18 protein-coding genes are annotated in these 22,295 nt (G+C 41.9%); 13 read left to right on the top strand and 5 right to left on the bottom strand.

The features are described from left to right. Window positions 1–5: 5 nt before the first annotated feature. Genes EXM22_RS01420 through EXM22_RS01410 form a run of 3 tightly spaced genes read right to left on the bottom strand, consistent with a single transcriptional unit; the run spans window position 6 to window position 2,106 of the window. A complete protein-coding gene (locus tag EXM22_RS01420) occupies window positions 6–698 on the bottom strand; it encodes a TIGR00266 family protein (protein WP_210411533.1) in 693 nt (230 codons plus the stop codon). 4 nt (window positions 699–702) lie between these two features. Continuing rightward, the gene (locus EXM22_RS01415) at window positions 703–1,398 is read right to left on the bottom strand and encodes a TIGR00266 family protein (RefSeq protein WP_149484796.1); all 696 of its coding nucleotides are present in this window, start codon (window positions 1,396–1,398) and stop codon (window positions 703–705) included. Window positions 1,399–1,440: 42 nt separating this feature from the next. Next, a complete protein-coding gene (locus EXM22_RS01410) occupies window positions 1,441–2,106 on the bottom strand; it encodes a TIGR00266 family protein (RefSeq protein WP_149484795.1) in 666 nt (221 codons plus the stop codon). 185 nt (window positions 2,107–2,291) lie between these two features. Between EXM22_RS01410 and EXM22_RS01405 the strand changes: the two genes are divergently transcribed. Continuing rightward, on the top strand, window positions 2,292–5,168 hold the full coding sequence (locus tag EXM22_RS01405; RefSeq protein WP_149484794.1) for a hypothetical protein: 2,877 nt from the start codon (window positions 2,292–2,294) through the stop codon (window positions 5,166–5,168). On the opposite strand, the gene EXM22_RS01400 is transcribed toward EXM22_RS01405, so the two are convergent. Beyond that, a complete protein-coding gene (locus EXM22_RS01400) occupies window positions 5,161–6,090 on the bottom strand; it encodes a nucleoside hydrolase (RefSeq protein ID WP_246157100.1) in 930 nt (309 codons plus the stop codon). The genes EXM22_RS01405 and EXM22_RS01400 overlap by 8 nt on opposite strands. 156 nt (window positions 6,091–6,246) lie before the next feature. Between EXM22_RS01400 and EXM22_RS01395 the strand changes: the two genes are divergently transcribed. From EXM22_RS01395 to EXM22_RS01380, 4 genes are read left to right on the top strand one after another with little or no spacing between them, the layout of a single operon-like run. Then, window positions 6,247–7,062, top strand: a complete 816-nt coding sequence (locus tag EXM22_RS01395) for an arginase family protein (protein ID WP_149484792.1) — start codon at window positions 6,247–6,249, stop codon at window positions 7,060–7,062. A 29-nt stretch (window positions 7,063–7,091) separates the two neighbouring features. Continuing rightward, on the top strand, window positions 7,092–7,871 hold the full coding sequence (locus tag EXM22_RS01390; RefSeq protein WP_149484791.1) for a 4Fe-4S binding protein: 780 nt from the start codon (window positions 7,092–7,094) through the stop codon (window positions 7,869–7,871). A gap of 34 nt (window positions 7,872–7,905) precedes the next feature. Continuing rightward, the gene (locus EXM22_RS01385; RefSeq protein ID WP_149484790.1) at window positions 7,906–8,805 is read left to right on the top strand and encodes a hypothetical protein; all 900 of its coding nucleotides are present in this window, start codon (window positions 7,906–7,908) and stop codon (window positions 8,803–8,805) included. Between the two features lie 46 nt (window positions 8,806–8,851). Next, complete coding sequence (locus tag EXM22_RS01380; RefSeq protein ID WP_168203279.1) at window positions 8,852–10,330, top strand: mannitol dehydrogenase family protein; 1,479 nt, start codon at window positions 8,852–8,854, stop codon at window positions 10,328–10,330. A 10-nt stretch (window positions 10,331–10,340) separates the two neighbouring features. On the opposite strand, the gene EXM22_RS18295 is transcribed toward EXM22_RS01380, so the two are convergent. After that, window positions 10,341–12,314, bottom strand: coding sequence for an HD domain-containing phosphohydrolase (locus tag EXM22_RS18295; RefSeq protein WP_210411532.1), 1,974 nt, complete (start codon window positions 12,312–12,314; stop codon window positions 10,341–10,343). A gap of 351 nt (window positions 12,315–12,665) precedes the next feature. Here EXM22_RS18295 and EXM22_RS01370 point away from each other — a divergent pair, with 351 nt between their 5' ends. The 8 genes from EXM22_RS01370 (at window position 12,666) to EXM22_RS01335 (ending at window position 22,251) form a co-directional block, all read left to right on the top strand. Continuing rightward, the gene (locus EXM22_RS01370; RefSeq protein WP_149484787.1) at window positions 12,666–13,259 is read left to right on the top strand and encodes a hypothetical protein; all 594 of its coding nucleotides are present in this window, start codon (window positions 12,666–12,668) and stop codon (window positions 13,257–13,259) included. A gap of 344 nt (window positions 13,260–13,603) precedes the next feature. Next, window positions 13,604–14,815 carry an IS256 family transposase gene (locus EXM22_RS01365; RefSeq protein WP_149487894.1) on the top strand — a complete coding sequence of 404 codons (1,212 nt, stop codon included), beginning with the start codon at window positions 13,604–13,606 and terminating at the stop codon, window positions 14,813–14,815. 153 nt (window positions 14,816–14,968) lie between these two features. Further along, the gene (locus EXM22_RS01360; RefSeq protein WP_149484786.1) at window positions 14,969–15,631 is read left to right on the top strand and encodes a response regulator transcription factor; all 663 of its coding nucleotides are present in this window, start codon (window positions 14,969–14,971) and stop codon (window positions 15,629–15,631) included. Between the two features lie 126 nt (window positions 15,632–15,757). Then, complete coding sequence (locus EXM22_RS18445) at window positions 15,758–16,699, top strand: helix-turn-helix domain-containing protein (RefSeq protein WP_281289900.1); 942 nt, start codon at window positions 15,758–15,760, stop codon at window positions 16,697–16,699. A gap of 272 nt (window positions 16,700–16,971) precedes the next feature. Continuing rightward, the gene (locus EXM22_RS01350) at window positions 16,972–17,832 is read left to right on the top strand and encodes a hypothetical protein (RefSeq protein WP_210411531.1); all 861 of its coding nucleotides are present in this window, start codon (window positions 16,972–16,974) and stop codon (window positions 17,830–17,832) included. 10 nt (window positions 17,833–17,842) lie between these two features. Then, on the top strand, window positions 17,843–19,087 hold the full coding sequence (locus tag EXM22_RS01345) for an MFS transporter (protein WP_168203278.1): 1,245 nt from the start codon (window positions 17,843–17,845) through the stop codon (window positions 19,085–19,087). Next, a complete protein-coding gene (locus tag EXM22_RS01340; protein ID WP_149484783.1) occupies window positions 19,084–21,426 on the top strand; it encodes an ABC transporter permease in 2,343 nt (780 codons plus the stop codon). Before EXM22_RS01345 ends, EXM22_RS01340 begins: the two co-directional genes overlap by 4 nt. 12 nt (window positions 21,427–21,438) lie before the next feature. Beyond that, window positions 21,439–22,251 carry an ABC transporter ATP-binding protein gene (locus EXM22_RS01335; protein WP_149484782.1) on the top strand — a complete coding sequence of 271 codons (813 nt, stop codon included), beginning with the start codon at window positions 21,439–21,441 and terminating at the stop codon, window positions 22,249–22,251. The last annotated feature ends 44 nt before the right edge of the window (window positions 22,252–22,295 follow it).

Raw genomic sequence — 22,295 nt, 5'->3', positions numbered from 1 at the left:
AAGAATCAATCCTTATTCTTTTTCTGAACCCGTCTAAATGGATCAGCCCATCGTACAAAAGCCGGCGCCAAACGTGTCTGAATCCAGACCTTGCCCTCTCCACTGAAACGGCACACGAGACCTTCACCAGAAAAGAAGAGGCTCTTCATTCCTGCTACGGGGGTTACATCATATTGGAGTCCTTCTGTAAACCCAACGATATACCCTGTGTCGACAACGTAGTCTTTTTGCACATCGATTTCGATGAGACCGCCAAAGGTGTTGAACCAGAGGTCTCCGGTCCCGGAACACTTAATCATGAAGAGCTTCTCCCCCGAAAAGAATCCTTTGAAACCCTGAAACTCAATGGCGACCTCCAGGTTGGGAGAGCTGGCCAGAAAAGCTGAGTTTTGTATATACACTGTGGTATCTTCCAAATACACATGACCGATTTCTCCGGGAGAACCGGGGGCAATGCCCATTTCTGCATCTTCAGTACCGGCAGTAAACTCACTGATAAAAAGATTTTCCCCAGAGAGCATGCGTTTCAGACCACCCTTCATCTTGGCTTTCATAGTCAGGGACGAGTCCATCCATGCCATGGCTGAAGCTTCTACCTTCAGAGTCTTACCCCCGGGTATTTTCACATTGAGCATTCCATAATCCGGCTGGGATACCAGAGTAAAAGGATAATCCGTTTTTTCCATATCATAACCCATTGTTTTATTTCTCCTTTTTTGGTGTCAGAAAGGGAGTCAGAGAAGCACCAAAGGTCTTATCCGCATGAGTCTGACACCAGACAGTTCCTGTCCCTTTAAACCTGCATACGAGGCCTTCGCCTCCCAATATAGATGACACCCAACTGCCGCCGGCTTTACTGATTTTAAAATCCAGGGAATCATCATAGGCGGCTATATTGCCCGTGTCGACGATATACTCTCCATCTATCTGCACCGGATAGAGCATCCCGAAGGCATTGATGACGACCTGTCCTTTTCCCGACAGTTCCAACCAGATCATATTCTCGCCGGAAAAAGCATTTTTCAAGCCCCCCCAGCTAATTGTCATATTCACGTCCGGACTATGGGCAACAAAGGAGGAGTTTTGAACCTTAATACTCTTGGTTCCATCTAACTCCAACACTTTCATATCTCCAGGAAGAGTCGTTGACAAATAGACCTCTCCTCCCCCGGAACCCGCCGTATAATGATTCATGAAAAGGCCTTCACCGGCCAAGCCACGGGCCAAGCCCTTGAGGAATCCTTTGGCTCCGCCCTCATTCCTGCTAATACTCGTCTCTATTTGCATGTCGCCTGACATGGCGATCATAGCTCCACCCTCGGCTGTAAAGCTCTGTCCAGCTTCCAGTACCACCTTGGCAGCCGAATTGGAGGGTGCTTTTTGAATTTCAACTTTCATTCTCGTCTCCTCTAGTTCCATCTCTCAATTTAAAACACTTTCCTATCGGAATTTTGGATTCAACCAGGATGCCAAACCCTTGATGCTTCTTGTCTGTATATAAACCGTACCGGTCCCTATCACTTTAGTGACAAAACCCTCTCCTCCCAGAACACTGGACAGAAGGTCTCCCGCAAGGGCAATCTTTAGTTTGAGAGAGGGATCATAGGCCACGAGATGTCCGTCATCAATCTTCAGTTCTCCCTCGACTTTCCGTTCGATGATTCCTCCGTAGGCGCCGAACCAGATGCGTCCATCACCCGATGCCTTGAGTTTTACAAGGCCTTCTCCGCTAAACCAGGAGACAAATCCGGCCCAAACAGCCTTGAATCTCACATCTCCCTCCGATGCCAGCCAGGACCCTCTTTGCAAACAGATATCATGATCATTTTTAAGATTTAATTCCCGGATCTCACCTGGAACATTCTGGGCGATGGTGACCCGCATGGGAACACTGCCTTTGTTTGAAAACTCATTTACAAAAAAAGTTTCCCCTCCGAACCATTTCTTCATAAGCCCCGACAGGAAGCCTCCGTTACTCCTGGCTTTCATATCCAGACTGGCCGACATGGACTGCATTGCCCCACTTTCGGCAATAAGCTGTTCACCCGGTTCTAAGTCTATATGAACATGACTGAAGGATGGATTTCCCTCTATGACTGCTTTCATAAGCTGTCTCCTTGTTTAAGATGTATATACCTAATATAAGGTATAGGAAATGAAATTTCCTGTTCATTGATAGGAAAACTGGATCAACCATTTCCAATTAAACTATCATCACTTCCTTTATTCCTGCTAAAATGAGACTCCCCTGAATCAGGATCATACAAAAAAGGCAGAACAAGGATAGAAATATGGAAGTACTAATCGGCTTACTGGCAATAATGATATTCTTTTCTCCCCTCGCCGGGGTAATCATCTTGAGGCACAGGATCAAGAGACTGGAAGACCTCAATGCTGAGCTGAACTACCGTATGAGCAAGTTGGAATCCAAGTTCGAAACAAACACAGATTTTGAAACATCAGATATTCCAGAAGGAGTATTTCAACCAGCTTCTGAAAATGCCCCAGAAGAGATAAATACCCTCCTTGAGAAAGAGTCTTGGGTGGAGACTCCTGCAGAAGTCTCTCAGGAAGTGGTCCCTTTTATAAAAACAAAATCCCGACGCTCTGAATTCAAAGGTCCGTCTAAGCACAGGGAGATTATGAAAAAACTGGAACGCCAGTTCCTAGAAAACTGGACAGGGATTCTGGGATCTGTGATCATGGTTCTGGGTGCCGGCTTTCTAAGCCTCTATGCGGCACTGAAATTCAATGAGTTCACCCGCTTTCTACTACTCCTTCTGCTCTCGGCCCTCCCCGGGAGCCTCTTTTTCATCTTAAAAGACAGGGAGAAATGGGAGCGTCAGGCCCTGTGGATGAGAAGTATCAGTGGAGCTATTTTTCTTTTTGCCTGCCTCGGTTCTGCTGGAATACCCGGTTTGCAGTGGGTACACAACCCCATCCAGTCTCTAGGGCTTCTGGGTCTGGGAATCGCCGTAAACCTGGGATTGTCCTCCCTGGGTAAAAAACAGGAGTTTGCTTCCTTTCACAGTCTCCTGAGCCTTCTGGCTCTCTCGGTGATGACTCCCGGATTTGCCTCACTGGTCATGGCCGTCATCATTACCCTCTACGCCCTGATCCATTGTTTCAGGAACCGTTGGGATGTGCATTTGCTCCTCGTGCTTACAGGCTTTTTTGCCTACCATCTGTATTGGATGCAGAGTTTGTCGGAGATTCAGTTTGAGGCTCTCCGGCTTCAGGGAGCAGCCGCTCTCATACTGATTTTTCTGGTATCGACCTTTGTACATTACAGAAAAAGCTATGCCACGGTCCATTTTCAGCTGCGTCCCTTTTTGACACATCTTTTGAATTGGCTCTATTTTTCAGTAGGAATGTACCTCTATGTAGGGGAAAAACCGGAAAGGAGCATTGCCATCTTTGCCGGAAGCCTATTGGCCTTTACCCTGTCTCAAAGAGCGGAGAAAAAAAGGATTCCCTGGCTGCGGACGACCAGCATTGTCATGGGGGAGACCCTGTTGTGTGCCACCTTAATCAGTTTGAAGGGTTGGGATGTTTCATCCCTGATGATCGGTGGTTTCATTTACATCGAAGTCCTTCTGTTTCTGCATATTATGGTTCGTCAAAGGCGATATGGGCTGTACCGGTTTGCGGTCTACCTTTATATTCTGGCGACCCTGGCCCTTTTGTCATTGTGTTTTGAAAACCCTGGGCGAAACAGTCTGATTTACAGCTGTGCTGTCATGATCTTGGGACTCCTGCACCACCATATACTCTACCACTCTAAAGATACCCGGTTTCTTAGGATGGATGTTCTCCTTCCTTCAAAAAAAGAATTTTCGATTTCCGGTTTTTTATGTGGCATCAGCGGTAGCACGGCCCTCCTTCTCCTGATAGACCTCAATAACGGTATAGGAAAGACCCTCCCTTATCCGATTGCTGCCGTCTTAACCCTGAGCCTCTTAATAGCCTATCATTCGGCACCCTCAAGGGGGCTCAGAACCGGAGCGCTTGTCTACCTTGTGATTCTCAGTTCCATTGGCTGGTCTGCATTACTTTCTAATGATTTCTCCCCAAAAGAGCAGCTCTATAATACTCTGATTCTTTTTGTCTCCGCAGGAATGACATATTTCTGGAAACCCGCTGTTCACTCTCTGATCAGCTACACAGGACTGATCATCAGCAGTGTAACTCTGATGGTCCTGTCCTTTCTGATTCTGAATCCTGTTTCTCCCCTGCTACCCGGACTGTTTTGGCTCCTTATGGTTATTTTCATCATGGAATCTCCAGGCCTCCCCGAGAGATTTAGAACCATGGCATTACTATTTTTAACTGTTTTCCTTTTCAGACATTTTATCATTCATATCCACCTGGCAGAGTCTTGGGGAATTCTGGAATTACGGTACCTTATGGACCTGGCTCTCCTGGGCACCCTCTTTGTCTGGCGACGCCATCAATCCAGGATGAACAACTCCTTTCTGGCGAATGTCATGAAATATTCCATGGATGGAGGCGTTTTGCTGGCGGCAGTGCTGATTTTTATTGAGATACCCTTCCCGTCGACGCCCTTGTTTCTGAGTTTGACAGGCTTATCCATACTGGTCTATAGAAGATTTTCAAGACAGTCTCCCCGGATGTTGTCCTACAGTCTGGCTTACTACGGTTTGAGTCTTGTTATGCTGACCGTCTCACTCTTCGCAGATCAGCATGAGAATCTGGCCGTACTTCCCGGCCTCGTGACTCTGATTCTCCAACTGGCCAGCCTTGTTCTGTTCTTCTGGAAAGAGAATTTCACATCACTTTTGGGGGAACAGACTTCGGAAGGCTATAAGAAGATAATTCTGAATATTGAAAGAAAGAAACACTCCCTGCTCCTGTACTCCCTGGCCGCAGCGGCAGCCCTCTTCCTTTACAAAAGCTTTGATAGCCAATACCTCACACTTTTGTGGGCCCTTGAGTGCTTTTTAATCTTCTCGGCCAGTCTCTTTTTGGGTGAATCCCATTTCAGAGCAATTTCTCAGGCGGGACTCTTCCTCTGTGTTATCCGCTTGGTCTTCTTTGATCTCTCCGAGAGTACTCCCCTTATGAGAGGGTTCATATTTTTAGCCGTTGGTCTTCTGATGCTGGGTACAAACAGCCTCTACAACAAATACAAAGAGAGGTTCAGCTAAAAGATCTCATCAGCCTCATAAAAAGAGAAAGAAACCGGTCCTGATTGACTCTCATGGAGACACTCACATTCTTAAATAGTTGAGCATTTCCCCATTGGCTCTCATCAATGATACAGACTTTCCCCATGGTTTCCTGGTCATTGTGTTCAACTCTCAGGGCATAGGCCGTGGTCTCAGTCAAGGTTGGATCAATGACAGCAGCCACAGCCAGTGGATCATGCATCTTCAAGCCGTCCAGCCCCATGCTTCTGTAAAACCTTTGATAATAGCGGATCATTTTAACAACATCAGAGATCACTGGTCCGCCCCAAGCCTCCATCTTATCAATGTCTTCTCCATGGAGCAGAGCCTGATTGGTAACATCCAGACCTACCAAATGGATGGGAATACCCGAGCGGAGAACCCTATCTGCCGCCAGAGGGTCTGAATAAAAATTAAACTCCCCATGGGGTGTCACATTCCCTCTTCCCAGAGAACCACCCATTATGGTCAGTTTTTTGATATAGGGTAGGACATCGGGATGTTTTTCAATCAGAAGGGCTATGTTCGTCAAGGGTCCCAGGGCAATAATCTCAAGGTCTCCACCGGCTCTGAGAAGTTCCTGGTACAAAAGCTCTTCCGCCCCGCGCTCACTGATACCTCCAGCAACCGGTAGATTCACATTTCCCAGGCCATTTTCTCCATGTACATTTGCGGCGGTATGAGTGGTCCCGACCAAAGGGCCGGAAGCTCCCGAAGCGACTTCAATATCCTGACCTGCCAGTGTGCAAAGAGACAGGGCGTTGCGGGCCGTAAGAGCAGAGGAGACATTTCCAGCTACGGTTGTGATGCCCCGAACAAGCAACTTGTCTGAAGCAAAGGCCATGAACAATGCCAGAGCATCATCAATACCGGGATCGCAATCTATAATAAGCTCTTTCACATCCAAAAATGAACCCTCCTATGGCTGTCTGCTTTGCCTTCTTCGCTTTTATCTAGCAAGCAAAAAAACGATTACTAAAAAACAATAATACGGATCTAGATGATATAGTGTAGAGAGTGGCATTATCAAGACAGAGGTATAAAACAGAGGTACGAAATGGATAAACAGTATATATTCGCTCCCCAATGGCAGGATTCGGGCCACACAAATGAATTATACGATGGGGCTCTTGCACTAAAGCAATACTTTCAAACTCTTTCAAATGAGGAGATCCAGGAGATTCAAATCAAAGATCACCAGTCTGAAAAGACTGAAAACAATGTTCTTGGATATTCCATCATAGAAGATCAGCTTTTAGAAATAGATTCTCTTCTTCGCTCGCATCAGAGTAAAAAAGTCATGGCCATAGGAGGAGGATGCGGCATTGAAGTCCCTATCGTATCCTATCTATCTGAGCGGTATGAAGATCTTCAGCTCTTCTGGTTTGATGCCCATGGCGACCTGAATTCTCCCCAAACATCTCCCAGTAAATATTTTCATGGAATGCCCCTGCGCTTCATTACGGAGAGGCAGAAGAATACCATTGGACAACGTTATAACACTGTCCCTACCCAAAATGTGCATCTCGTCGGAGTACGAGATCTGGATGCGCCTGAAGGGGAATATATGACGAAACATAAAATGGATTTCATACCTATTGACCATATGATCTTAAAGAGTTTACATGCCTCTCTTCAAGCAGAAAAAACGGCCTATATTCATATCGATCTGGATGTCTTAGATCCCTCAGAATATCAAAATGTGAAATGCCCTGTAAAGAACGGTTTAAAAATCAGTCAGCTCTTAGAATTAATTAAAACAATTAAAGAGAATATGAATATTGTGGGCATCAGTATTTTAGAAAACACAGAGACAAATATGGATTCCATCGCTAAATTAAAGCAAATCATGGAAGAGATGATCGCTCTATAATGTCCAGGATTTTAAAATAAGGATTGAGTATGAAGCTGATAAATCAGATATATTTTTCCCCCACAGGAACGACCAGAAAAATTGTGAACACCATTGCCCGGAGCCTGTTGTGTGACCAGGAAATTAAAAGTGACATTACCCATAAACCCATCCAGGCAAGCTTTACATCTTCAGATCTGGTTATAATTGCTTGTCCGGTCTATGCCGGGCGGCTGCCGGCTATCATGGAAGAAAGGCTGGAAGGTCTTTCCGGGACAGAGACCCGGGCAATTATCATCGTTGTATATGGCAACAGAGACTATGATGATGCCCTACTGGAACTTTACAATGTCATGACTCAAAAGGGTTTCCTTGTGATTTCCGCGGCGGCCTTTGTGGGAGAACACTCTTATTCAAATAAGACATATCCCATTGCCCTCAATAGACCGGATGAAAAAGATATCCGAAAGGCATCCGACTATGGATCATCTTTGTTGTCTATTTTGAATCAGAAGACTTCTCCTCAATACAATCTGGATATTCCCGGAAGGTATCCATACAAACCAGAAAGTGTACCCCGGTCTATCAGCCCGGTTACCAATGATCGATGTACCATGTGTCTAAGCTGTATGGAGGCTTGCCCAAGCAAAGCGATCCGGCAGGGTAAAACATTGGAAACCGATTCAGAAAAGTGTATTTTATGCTCAGCCTGTATAAAAATCTGTCCCAATGATGCAAGAGGATTCATAGATGAGAAGATATTAAACATCACAGAAAGTCTCTATTTAAACTGTCAGGAAAGGAAGGAACCCGAGCTGTTCCTTCCTTGAAAAGGGGAACCTGAAAATCGTAAGGAGAACATGTTTGAAAAAAATTTTATGGACTCTGCTTGTCTCCCTACTACTCTTTGGCTGTACTGAATATGGGGGAAGACAATATGTTTCCTCGAAAAGGAAGAATATCCAGATATTTAATGAGCGCGGTACCAATCCCAAATTCATCAAAAATAATATATGGAACCTTTCTCACTTTCTGAAGGATAAAATACCCGGCCAAAGCAATGAATATGAGGTTTTCATCGTCGAAGATGACTTTGGAAATCTTCTATCGGATGAAATATTCAGCAACCATATTTTTAACAGGATTGAAGAAAATTCCCTCTATACTGAGGATGAAAGAACAGGAGCGAAGCTTCTCGTTCACAATGATATTCAGAAAATTATCAGTAACAGAAACTTCCGAAAAACAGAGACCTTTCTCCTATTGCCCATCGCCAATATAATCCTCCTCAAGAACAACTCCGGATATGATAAAGACCTCTTCCTCTATGGCTATTTGACACTGCTTCTCTTAGAACACAACCCTGCTTATTACCTAAATCCCCTGCAAACAGAGCAAGACAGAACAGACCGGATCATCCTTGGATATATAACAACCGGCCTGAGCAGTCTCTATTCGCGATACTTTACAAAATACCCCGACAGAAAGCAATCCAAAGATCTGTATTTGAAACTGATCAAGAATGACATCCAGTACATTGAGGATATCTATGATATAGATGTTTTAAAATATAAAAACACATCAAGTGAAACACTTGCTTTTGAAAACAGTTTTATTTATTTCTATTCCTATTTTTTTGAATATCTCATAGATTCCCTAGATGAAGATGAGTTTCAGGATTTAATTGATTCATTATTCATTCAGGACCATAATAAAAGACAGAGACTAAGAGATTTGTATAACAAATGGAAGGCAAACATCTAAGCTGTTCAGAGAGAAGCCTGTTTATTTTTAACTTATGGAGAGATCTATGGATACACTGAATAACAACCTTCAATTCAAAGAAGAATCACCAGTCCTTCCCAGGCTGGACAGAAGTAAGATAAGCAGCTCCATCGTTCACATTGGTGTTGGAAATTTTCACAGATCACATCAGGAAACATTTTTGCAGCGGTATATGGAAGAAACAGGACGAACTGATCTCGCGGTGTATGGCATCAGTGTAAGAGACAATGATAAAGCTCTGGCACAGATGCTGAATGCCCAGGACTGCCTGTATACGGTCTTGGAACAGAGCGATAAAGAGGATGCCCGGGATTATTTGGTCTCATCCCTCCTCAGCTATGCAGTTTTATCGGAAAATTACAAACAGATAATGGAAAAGCTTTGTGATCCAACAACGACTCTGGTCAGCTTAACAGTCACCGAGGGAGGATACAACTTTAATGATTCAACCGGGGAGTTTCAGACTGAAAATCCGGATATACAACACGATATTGCCCAAAAATCCGAGACAAAAACATTTTACGGCCTCCTCTATGAATCTCTAAAGACAAGAAGAGAAAAAGGAATACCACCGTTTGATCTGCTCTCCTGCGATAATGTGGAAAAAAACGGGGAAATCCTGAAAAAAGGTCTTCTAAGCTTTGCCTCTCAGATTTCAAAGGAAATGGAGGAATGGATTCATAAAAATGTGGCCTTCCCCTGCTCCATGGTAGACCGAATAACCCCCTTAACCAGTCAAGAGGACAAAGAGTACATTCAAAAAAAATACTCCTACATAGACAACTGTCCGGTTCCTTGTGAACCCTTCATCCTCTGGGTCATTGAGGATCATTTCAACAACCCCAGACCGGATCTGGATAAACTCGAAAATGTCTATTTTGTTCAGGATGTCTCTCCCCATGAAAAGATGAAAATGAGGCTCTTAAATGCAGGGCATGTCGTCTTTTCCCATATGGCTCTCCTGGAAGGCTTGGAGTATTCAAGTGATTTTATGAGAGCCTATCCCTTTGATATAGCCGTAGAAAAGATGATGAGAGAAGAAGCACTGCCCTTTGTCGGAGAGGTGCCGGGGTTTGATGTGACTGGTTTCCTCAACAATACAATCCAGCGATTCAAAAATCCCAAAATAAAGGATCAGACTCTCCGTCTTGCTACGGATACTTCCAACCGTACGACCAAGTTTATACTCCCGACTATCGAGGATTCTATAGTCCGTATAAACAAGGCTCCTCCGCTTCTCACTCTGGGTGTCGCCGGTTGGTGTTATGCCCTGTCTGAAGGCTTGGAGTTTGCAGACATACTCCGGGAGTCGCTGGTGGAAGCCGCCGGAAAAGCCGTAAGATCAGAGGGCCGGATTTTCATCCAGGCCCTTCCGGAGATCTTTACAAAGACACTCCGCGAAAGTCCGGTTTTTATAGACTGCTTTGAAGAATCATTAAAACGGATATGTGACAATGGACCCCAGCGAGCCCTCTCATTGACTCTGGAAAAGTACTATCCATAAGAAGGATACATTAATCTTGTAATGCCTCTCTGGTTGCATCAAAACTCTCATGAATCGCTAGAAAGGCACCCACTACATCAGGATCAAAATGAGATCCTTTCCCCTTTAGAATAATATCAACGGTTTTTTCATGGCTCATAGCGTCTTTATAACACCTTTTAGATGTGAGGGCATCGTAAACATCCACAAGAGCAGTCAGCCGCGCGGACAAAGGAATCTCCTCAGCTTTCAAGCCAAAAGGATAGCCAGAGCCGTCCCATTTTTCATGATGCATATAGGCTATTTCCTTGGCTAGAGTCAGAAAAGACCGGATTCCTGTTTTCTTTTCAACAGCTCTAATAGCATCACCGCCGATTCTGGAGTGTTCTTTCATCTTCTCAAATTCTTCAGCTGTCAGCTTTCCAGGCTTTAGGAGGATATTATCAGGTATCCCCACCTTACCTATATCATGCAGAATAGACGAAACATGCAGATCCTCAATATACTCATCACTGATATAATCGCGGTACTTGGGATGCTCTTTTAACTGTCTTGCCAGAAGCGTAATAAACTCCTGAATCCGCTCAATATGTTCTCCTGTATCAGAATCTCTATACTCTGCTAATTTTGCAAGCCCCACGATAATAGCCAATCTGATTTTTGCATTATTTTCCATGGACAGTAGCAGATCGGCTTCCAGACGGGTTCTTTCATCTATTTCCTTCAGGTATTCCTGATTCGTTATCAACAGCTGGCGTCTCTGCCTATCAACTTCGGTGAATGAATTGGAGAATCTGATGGTCATAACCACTGCCTGAAAAAATATGAAAATCAGAATACCATAACTGATGGTATAAAAAGAGCTGATGATATTGGCGGCATAAAGAATATCATTAATAGACCCCAAAAACATAATGAGAAATCCTGCAAGAATAAGACCCGCCTGAATATCCTTTTTCAAACAATGCCGAACCAGGACAATGATGGTGTAGAAACCAGCAATGACAGTCATAACCTGAAACAATGGAATCAGTCTGGAGCTGACATTGACCGGAGCTACAAGGGTTATGATAGAAAAAAGGATAGAGAATCCCATCACAATTTTAGATAAAGACCTTAAAATTTTATCCTTAAAGATGGATTGTATAAAGAGTAAAAACATAGGTACGGCTATAAAAAAGGTTAGATATTCCAGGAAAACAAGGAGTTTCCAGGGTATCTCCGGAAAGATATCAAGAAGAAAAATATCGGCTGTTGCCCCGACTCTCAAGGCAATAACAAAACAAAAAATAGAAAAATAGAGAGCTTCCCGGCTCCTCCTTCTAATAAAGAAAAGACCGAGATGATATAGCCCCATGACGAAAATGGCTCCCAGAAAAATGAAATTCCGATCCCGGCTGTACATCCATAGAGTCTTGATGCCTTGTTCTGTTCCGAGTAAAAGAGTTCCCCAGATGCCCCCCATTCTGTGATCATAATTTGAAACATGAATGACTATATCTACATAGTCTCGATCAGGAGTATAAACAATGATCTGAGGTTTATAAGCGGGAATGGCTGTATGGGAATCAACCCCGGGGGTTCCTGCAGAAATAACTTTTTCACCATTCAGAAAAATATTACCGGCGGTTTGCATGGTTAAGACTTTCAGTGAAATAGTTTCTATGGAAGGGTTTAAGAGAACATGAAGCCGATAAGTACCATAACCATGACCTGATAATTTTTCACCATCAACTTCATACCCATTCCATACTCCCGGAATAATAATATTTCCGGTTTTTTCTATTTTGCTCCCGTCGTAGAAGTCCTCATTGTCATAGAAGTTATTCCAGTAAAATTCCCATTCACCCTTCAACTCTAAGACGGCTTTATTTTCAAAGTCCCAGTGAGAGAGGTCCAGGACTCCATTGACCGCTTCCGGCAGCTTTTCCGAGTTCATCCCATGAGAACATGAAGATAGAACAATCATGATTGCAAGTAAAAGGAATACTGAAGTTCTTTTCATTATAGAAACAGTATAGATTCTCATTAGAGCTTGTACTAGATTATCAAGAAAAAAATATTACACTATACCTGTTCCTGAGGAAAATGATTCTTAGTTAATGAATTCTGTCAAAATATATCCATATAATTGTTACATATTTTTTACAGAATTTGTATTACAACCGTCCTTCAATTCTAATGACATAAAATACTCTTTATAAGAGAACAAACCTTTGTCGTAAAGGAATCCTTGTTCATTTCAACATCCTACATTTGTATGATTCACCATAGATATTACAAATCATACAAATGTACAATATTCGTCCAAAACTCAATCAGATAACTTCACAGCAAAAACAAACAGGAGTTATCTATGAAAAAGAATCTTTTTACAATATTCCTTATTCTCTGTACAGTATTTCTTTACAGTGAAAATCAGGAATCCCAAAGGTCTCCCTGGACGGTGTATATCGGAACTGGAGCCACAATTCTGGACAGTGAACCGGTCATGACAATTGATGGAAAAATCATATATTCCATCAGCAATTTTCTAAACTTTGGCTTTGAGGCAAATGTTTTCCATACATTGGAACGGTCCTATAAAGACAGTCTGGACCGAAAATATCAAGCTGAGGCTGCAACCAGCGGAATTTTTATTCAACCTCACTGGCAATTAGCTAATAAATGGAATTTGGGTCTTAAAGTAGGAACAGGGTCTCAGTTTGTACAGTTTCGATATTCAGGAAAACAAAGAGATGATCTTGTGTGGACAGAGGAAATTCTGGATAAGCTCCTCATTGAAACCTTCACTCTAGGCTTGACTGCAGAGTATAAGCTCTGTCCTCTTCACAGTCTTATGCTCGATATTGGCTATAGAAGTATGCCTGATACAAAATCGATGTTTACATCAAATGAGTCGATAGGAGCTGAGTTTTATGGCACACTACAGTACGGTATGCGACTTTGATGCGGATATCTCAATAGACTGACATAATCGTTATGTGGTGCTATTATCTTTTATTTCCTCCATGAGCCAGAGAGCTGTTGCATACTAATAGCACCACCAGAATATCAACTTGACATGGGTTTCATGATCAACTAGCATGGCTGATTATGGAACCGATTATTATTATAATCTATATTCTATTGTTTGCTTTAGGATGTGTTGGTTCTGCCAGTGTTGGCTTCCTTCATAAATGTTTGAAAAGGAAATTAACAAAGTACCTCTTGACCCTGTAAATAAAACTGTGTAACTGCCTAATTCTGAATAGCCCAAAAAGGGCAATAGGAGTTAGGATGAATAGTATCATGATAGACAAAGATCGTTTGGATGAGTTAGCCACAGAATTGGCTAAAGGGGTTAAGACCGAGGCAGACTTGGCTGATCCTCTTGGCCAGCTGATGAAGCTGACAATTGAAAAAGCTCTAAATGCTGAAATGGATAATCATCTTGGTTATGAAAAGCATTCTCGGAAAGGGCACAACAAAAAAAATAGCCGTAACGGCTACAATTCAAAGAAAGTAAAAACTGATTCAGGGGAACTTGAAATAGAAACACCTCGGGATAGAGACTCAGAGTTTGAACCTCAAATGGTTAAGAAAGGTCAAAGAAGACTTCTAGGTTTTGATCAGAAGATTCTCACCCTTTACGCCAAAGGCCAGACAACCAGAGATATCGCTGAGACACTTAAAGATTTATATGGTGTAGATGTCTCTCATACCCTTATTTCTCAGGTAACAGATTCTGTTCTTGAAGAAGTGGAACAGTGGCAGAACCGCCCCTTGGACAGCTTATATCCCATCATTTATCTGGATTGCATCGTAGTCAAAGTACATCAGGACAAACGGGTCATCAAAAAGGCTGTTTACCTGGCTCTAGGGATCACTACTGAAGGTATAAAGGAATTATTGGGGCTCTGGATCTCTGAGAACGAAGGAGCCAAATTCTGGCTTTCTGTGCTGACAGAGCTCCAGAACCGGGGTGTTCAGGATATCTTTATAGCGTGTGTCGATGGACTAACTGGATTTCCTGAAGCTATCAATACCGTCTATCCTAAAACAAAGATTCAGCTCTGTATTGTACATATGGTCAGGAACTCCTTGAAATATGTTTCATACAAGGATCGAAAGGAAGCTGCTAGAGATTTGAAGGCAATCTACTCATCAATCACTCTGGATGAAGCAGAAAGAGAGCTTAATAATTTTGCTGAAAAGTGGGATAGCCAGTATGGCTCTATTAGTAAAATGTGGAAAAGACATTGGGAAAATCTGATAGCAATTTATGATTACCCAGATGAAATCCGGAAAATCATCTATACCACTAATGCAATAGAATCTTTGAACAGTGTCATTCGAAAAGCGATCAAGAATCGGAAGATCTTTCCCAATGACAAATCTGCATTTAAGATCGTATACTTGGCTATACAGCAGGCCTCCAAAAAATGGACTATGCCACTAAGAGCATGGAAACCTGCCATGAATCGATTTCAGTTGGAATATGGAGATCGATTTACAGATGAATAAGTTAGGCATTTACACAGGAAACTTTACAGGCTCTACCTCTTTTTGCTGTATCTCATACTTCTCTTCAGCATTGCAAGATCATTAATACAATCTTATGCCAACAGCTTGAAAATCATATATTCTACCCCTCTCATAAGCTTTATTTTGGCTATAATGATTGTACTTTCAACATATTTCTTCATATACAAAATACTCTTAGAACTAACCCACTCAAAAGTACGAATATTCAGAATTGTCACAACTGTTATCGTTATGATTCAATTATCCCGTGGACTCATCTATTATTATTTACCCAACTTATCAGCAGTAAATACCTATCCCTTCTTCATACTCATCATATCCCTCTATCTATTCTATATAGGATATCAGTTCATAACAGGCATCAATCTCAAATGGAACCAGGCAGTTCAAGATTTGATAAAAAGAATGGGAATATTCACTCTCATCTTTGCCCCTTTCTCTGCTGTGATCTATATTTCTTTAAACCTGTTCAAAATAAAAGAGACAATCTCTTTAGATTTTGTCTATTTAGCTATCTTAAGTATGGTATCAGTATCTGTCGTTCTTCATTACCTGACAACCCTTGGAACGATTCCATCAAAAACATCACCCGATGATGAATTCCTTGAAAAATACCATATTAGTCCACGTGAAAAAGAAGTATTAGAACTCTTATTGAAAGGATATTCTAACAAGCAGATTGGAGAAAAACTCTTCATATCATTCACAACTGTCCGCACTCATGTTTCTCATATATTTGAAAAAACACTTGTGAAAAGCAGGATGGAACTGGTTTCAAAAATTCTATCCGAATAGATTCCAAGTCCTAATATGGAAAGGTAGTGAGTAGTAGAGTCTCATGTTTGCTTCTATTCCAATCTGGACAGAGTCGACTCAAGAGGATAATATTTACTACTATACATAGTAACTTTGGAAGTTTGTATGCAGCATTTTCTTATGGCTTTCTACATCCTCTTTTTTGCTACAGGATTTATGGGCAGTACGGCGATCTTGTTGTTGAAGATGCGTATCCGTAGTACTCTTCTGACCCCTCTCTTAGTCTTCCAAGTCCTTTTTATTTTCGGAACTGGCTTAATAATAATCATGTACTATCTTCAGAATCTACCTTCAGGATTTCATGACCCCGTAGCGCGAATCATTCTTTTTCTAGCAACAGCAACCAATACAGCTATCTGGACGATCGTGATTATTCTTATCAAACGGATTTCACCTCCAGGATCTCTCAAGAGTGGCTTTCCTGCGCTAGCATCCTGGTTTGCTATTCTTGTGATTACAAAAAGTATTGCGAATATGATATTAGTTTCAACAGTACAGAGTGGAACTGCCGGAATTGCTGCCTTGACAGGTATACAAGCGTGGAATCTGGGAGGTCATATTTTAACAGGATTGGCAATGTTTTCTTTCGGGATTCTAGCTCAGGGTCCTCTCAACCCAGGAGAGCCGACTGCCTTACGTCCTTTAATGAAAGCTTATGGTTTATGCTCAATCGTCTTTGCGCCTGCAGGACTCATAGAATCTGCCTTACAATCTTCAGGAATAGAATGGCTAGCGATGTTATCACTGGACCATCTGTTTTATTTGTCATGGAATTTGATCTCCATGTCGGCAGCCATTAAACTGCTCAAACCATCTAAAACGGGTCAACACCTCCTTGAAACAGTCCCAGAAGAACGGATAAGAAGCCTGAAATTATCGGCAAGAGAAGTTGAGATGGCTGTGATGATTGGACAAGGTCTTACCAACAAGGAAATTGCCGCACAACTTTTCATTTCTCCGGCAACAGTACGGACTCATATTTACAACCTCTATCAAAAGACTGGAGCAGGTAGTAGGATAGAACTTCTTAATATGTTGAAAAACTAGTCCAAGTTCACAGCTTTGAAAATCATTCAATAAAATTTTAAAGATCATATTTACAATCCAGAAAGGAATAATTCAATCCTGGAGTGGTTCTACGACGAATGTATTAGTCCATTCTCATTAGAATTACGACTCTTATCCGATGTAAATCCATGCCATGGCCCTCTATTCTCAGAACAATAGAAGTAAACATGGAGGATAAATTGAACATCCTATTCAAAAACTGGACTGTATTAATGTTATCGGGTCTACTCTGCCTTACAGCCTTCCCAATTATGGCAAAAGAAAAGAGTTTTTATATTCCCTTAGCTGGATATGAATATATAAATCTCCACACACGGGCTATTCATTCTCCAAGAGTGGGAGCCATTGTCATAGGAGATGATTTTTTCATTTCAGGAATTTATAAATATGATTCATTTTCAAAAGAGTCTCCTCAAGGATTCCCGGATCATTACCATTCTATTGATACGATATTTGAAACGCATAAGGGAAATCACCAATTTATTTCCTGTTTTAAAACTGAATCTGACCAACCTATAACAGGTGGTTGGGCAACCCTCCAGTTGGCAGGCATCTATAATTTTCAATTCATAAACAGTGAAAAAATCAACTTAAAACTCGGCTTGGGAGCCGCTCTTGGTGATTTTGGAATCGACCTTAAAAATGGAGAAAACTGGCCCCTTGTTCCTATACCATTTCTGAGTGTTGAGTATAACTCCCGTGCCATGAAGGCTGACTTCAGCTTTATCGTTGGCCCAGTCCTAAGTGTAACAATCTTCCCGGAAAGAAAGATTCAACTCCATGGAGAGGCTGAGATCAGCGATTACCGGGATATGCAAGATCTTATTTTTACAACAGCTCTCCAATATCGCTTCCTTACCAGCGCAGATGGAACAGATGAAATGGCTGGAGTATCTGTAGGAATCAAGAATAGTAATTTCGGTTTTACCCCCGGCGGGTCTGATAAGCCTTATGAAATTCAGTATTACTCAGCCTTTACCGAACTTGACTTGACCCTCATCAAAATCTCCGGTGGATATTCGTTTAAGGGCCAAGAGAGATTAGGAGAGGAATCTCTATCAGAATGTGGAGATGGATATTTTATGAATCTCCAGGTTTTATACCAATTCTAAGGTTAACAGAGTGAAAGAAAAATCGTTTACCCCCTTTCTCATTGTGTGGACAGGTCAGTTGTTGTCGGGCCTAGGAACAGGGATAACAGCATTTACCTTTGGAATTTATGTTTTTAATCAGACCAACAGCACCATAAGCTTTGCCATGGTCATGTTAACACTCTTTGTTCCTGCAATTCTCATTGGACCCATAGGTGGTGTATTTGCCGACCGGTTTGACCGGAGAGTGATGATTATTATAGGGGATACCGGATCGGCAGTTGCGGTTATGTTTCTCTTATTCTTCACCCTCTCTGGCCGGCTTTTCCTTTGGAATATTTACCTTGGAATCGCTATGAGCTCAGCATTCACAGCACTACAGGGACCTGCATATAAGGCTTTACTTTCTGACATGCTCATAAAATCCCAATATTCAAAGGCTGGTGGATTAATGCAGCTGGCTTCTTCAGCTAAGCATCTTCTAGCCCCAATCTGTGGGGGATTTCTGCTTGCTTATGCAGGAATTGAATGTGTATTGCTTCTGGATATATTGACCTTTGCCTTTGCTATTATGGCAGTAGTGTTTGTGCCAGCCGTAGAAATAATGAGTCAGAACCGTAAAGGATTTCACTTTTTCAATGAAATGAGAAACGGGTGGAAGAGTCTCATAGAGACCCCCGAAGTAATGCAAATAGTCATTAAACTCACAACAGTCACTTTTTTTATTGGATGCATACAGACTCTTTTCACACCCATGATGCTATCCCTAACAACTGCGAAGACCCTAGGCATAATTCTGTCTTTAAGTGCTCTAGGAATGGTTGTAGGTAGTCTGATCATTAGTGTCACCGGTCTGGGAAAAGACTTATATGTCCCCTTGCGCTTAGGTCTCGCCCTGGGAGGTATTTTTTTAACGATCATGGGAATGAGTACCCATCTGGTCATAATTTCAATTTTCCTATTTCTATTTTTTATTTGCCTTCCTTTGATCAATATCAGCGCTGAAGTTCTGATAAGGACAAAAGTTCCAAATCAAAAGCAGGGCCGAACCTGGGGACTAACGGGATTCCTGACCCAGATCGGTTATGTTGCAGCCTATCTCAGTGCCGGATTTCTGACGGATAAATTATTCAATCCCCTACTTCAGGACCAAGGTGTACTGGCCTTCAATCTTCGACACATCGTAGGTTCAGAACCCGGACGTGGGCAAGCGCTAATATTGATGATTTGTGGTCTTGGTCTATTTCTTACAGCTTTATCAGGAGGGAAACGATGATGCTTTTTAAAATTTTCAGAAAAGAATTGAGCAGAAAAAAAGTGAGTATGATTGTCATATTTATATTTATCATGCTTTCATCCCTCTTGATTTCAAGTGGTTCTAGAATGGTCTTGGAGCTGAACAATGCCCTGGATGCCCTATTTAGGGCAGCTAAAGTACCCCATTTTGTTCAGATGCATTCCGGTTACCTTGATCACCAGAAACTGAAGGATTGGTCAGATGAAAACCAAATCATAGACGAAATGCAAATCGTTGAAATGATCTCGATTGATGGGTCTTCGCTGTTCCTGAGTGAGAACAAAGAAAGTGAGGAAAACAGCATTATGGATATCAGCTTTGTCAAGCAGAATAAATCTTTTGATTTTCTCCTTGATAAGGAAAATAGGATCATTCAACTACCAAAGGGAGAAATTGGAATCCCCATCTACTATGCTCAACAAAAAAATATCCAGTTTGGTGACTTTATAAAAGTAGGGACAGGAGATAAGGAACAAGAATTTAGAGTCACAGAGATAATCAGGGACGCTCAGATGAATCCTGCGATTGTCCATTCTAAACGCTTTCTCCTTAATGATAGGGACTTCGAAACAATGAGAACACTATTTCCTGAGACTGAATATCTTATTGAATTCAGACTGACTGATGAAGATAACCTAGAGAGATTCACAAATGACTATCTGTCCCAGGGGATGCCTCAGAAGGGTCCGACTGTTGACCACCGCTTGTTTAAGGTCCTCAACGGATTAAGCGATGGAATTGTTGCTATGATTATTAATTTACTGAGCCTTTTATTGATATTGATTGCCGTACTCTGCCTAAGATTCACAGTGATTACAGCCATAGAAGAGGATTATAGAGAGATTGCTGTGATGAAAGCCCTGGGGATGCCCCAGCGTAAAATAAAGCAGATCTATCTATTTAAATATATGGCTGTGGGTGGAGCAGCCACAATTTCCGGTTATCTGATTTCATTAAGTACCAACCGGTTTTTGATGGCAAACAGTATGGACTACCTGGGGAAAGCAGCTTCGGGAGTACTCTCTGTGGTCATACCTCTAATGGCTGTATCTTCTATTTTTCTTTTTCTAATTTCCTCGGTCATCCTCATTCTCAGACGTTTTAAGACTATTTCTGCAATTCAGGCTTTTCAGGCAGAGGAGAAAATGGAAAGATCCTGGAAAATCAAAACATGGACGCTCAAAAATAGCGGGGCCATGAATATAAATCTATTCATGGGTATCAGGGATGTTTTTGTGAGATTTAAAAACTACGGTCTTTTAACACTCATTTATTTCATCGCCAGCTTCATCACCATCCTTCCTGTTAATTTCCTGTCCACGATTTCATCTACGGGGTTTATCTCTTATATGGGAATTGGTCGGAGTGACATCAGGATTGATCTGCATCAGACAGAGAATATTAAGGAACGTTTTAAATATATGATAGATTTTTTAAAACAAGATTCAGAGATAGATCTTGTATCCCCTCTTATCACATCCCAGTTCTCCATGATCAAAGAAAATGGAGAAAGCGAACATCTGACTATTGAGACTGGAGATTTCACCCTATTCCCTCTGGATTATATAGAGGGCCGGGAACCTCAAAACAACAGAGAGATAGCCCTCTCCTATCTGAACAGCCAGGATCTAAACAAAGCTATGGGGGATATCCTGATTCTAGAAGTAGAAGGAAAGAAGCAGGAGATGGTTGTATGCGGAGTCTATCAGGATATAACCAATGGGGGACACACTGCCAAAGCTTCAATTCCTTATAATAGAGACAAGGTTCTGTGGTATACCCTGAGTCTGGACATGAAACCAGGGATCTCTATTGAAGAAAAGGTAGGTGAATACGCCAAACTCTTCACTCCGGCAAGAGTCACTGATCTTGATACCTATATCTCACAGACACTTGGAAATATGATTTCCAAGGTCCGAAAAATTACAATTATAACCATCCTTATAGGACTGACTATAGTCACGCTAATAACCTCACTCTTTCTCCGTATGATGATTTGCCGGGATAAGGATCGAATTGCCATCATGAGAAGCCTTGGATTTTCTCTGAGACATCTACATCTGCAATACTTGAGTACCACATTGCTACTCCTGTTGATGGGAATCATTGGCGGAACTATTTTCACAAACACCGCAGGACAAGCCTTCATAAGCGTTCTAGTTTCCTTCATAGGAGTGGCCCATATCCAATTGATTATAAACCCTCTGTACTCCTCTTTTCTACTTCCAGTTCTACTGACTTGGGCCGTTGCATTCACCACAGTCCTAAGTATAACAGGAATAAAAGACTACACAATTGCCGCAGCCGTAGCGGAATAAAGGAGAAAGAAAATGAATATTTTACTAGATTCTAAGAAATTGAATAAACACTACAATCTTGGAAAAAAGAACAGAATTAAAGTGCTAAAAGATGTGAACCTTGAGGTTCTACGGGGAGAGTTTGTAACGATCATGGGGCCATCAGGTTCTGGAAAATCGACTCTTCTGTATAACCTATCCGGAATGGACCAGGTAAGCTCGGGCCGAGTGATTTTTAATGGAAAAGAGCTGTCTAGTTTATCAGAAAAATCATTATCGGCCCTCAGGCTAAAGGATATGGGGTTTATTTTTCAACAGATTCATCTTCTTAATAACCTAAGCATACAAGATAACATTACCTTATCTGGATACCTCTGTGGTAGAAAAAATCGGAAGGATATTGTTAAAAGAGCTCAAATGCTGATGGAAATGACCGGAATAGAATCTTTAGCGCAGAACGATATAACCCAGGCATCAGGAGGACAACTTCAACGGGTGGGAATCTGTCGGGCTCTCATAAATGATCCTGAAATAATATTCGGAGATGAACCTACCGGGGCTCTCGATTCTCAATCATCCTATGAAATCATGGAGTTACTAAGACGTATCAATCATGCAGGAACAACTGTCTTCCTTGTCACTCATGATCCAAAAGTAGCTTCAAGAAGTGATCGTGTACTCTACATGGTAGATGGCCAAGTTGTTTCAGAGAAAAGAATATGCCGTTATATGGGGGGAAAAAAAGAAGCCATTTCAAGGGAAAAAGACCTCTCTCAATGGCTCATGGATACTCAAAATGTGTCATTAGTAATGGAGAAAAAGAAATGTTTGAAAACATCTATATAATTGAGAAAATGGGAATAATGCATGCTGAAGAACTGCGGCAGAAA

Source organism: Oceanispirochaeta crateris, from assembly GCF_008329965.1.
In the GTDB taxonomy this organism is placed as follows: Bacteria; Spirochaetota; Spirochaetia; order DSM-2461; family DSM-2461; genus Oceanispirochaeta; species Oceanispirochaeta crateris.
Note: the sequence above shows the minus strand (reverse complement) of the source record. Positions and strands in the feature narration are given on the sequence as shown.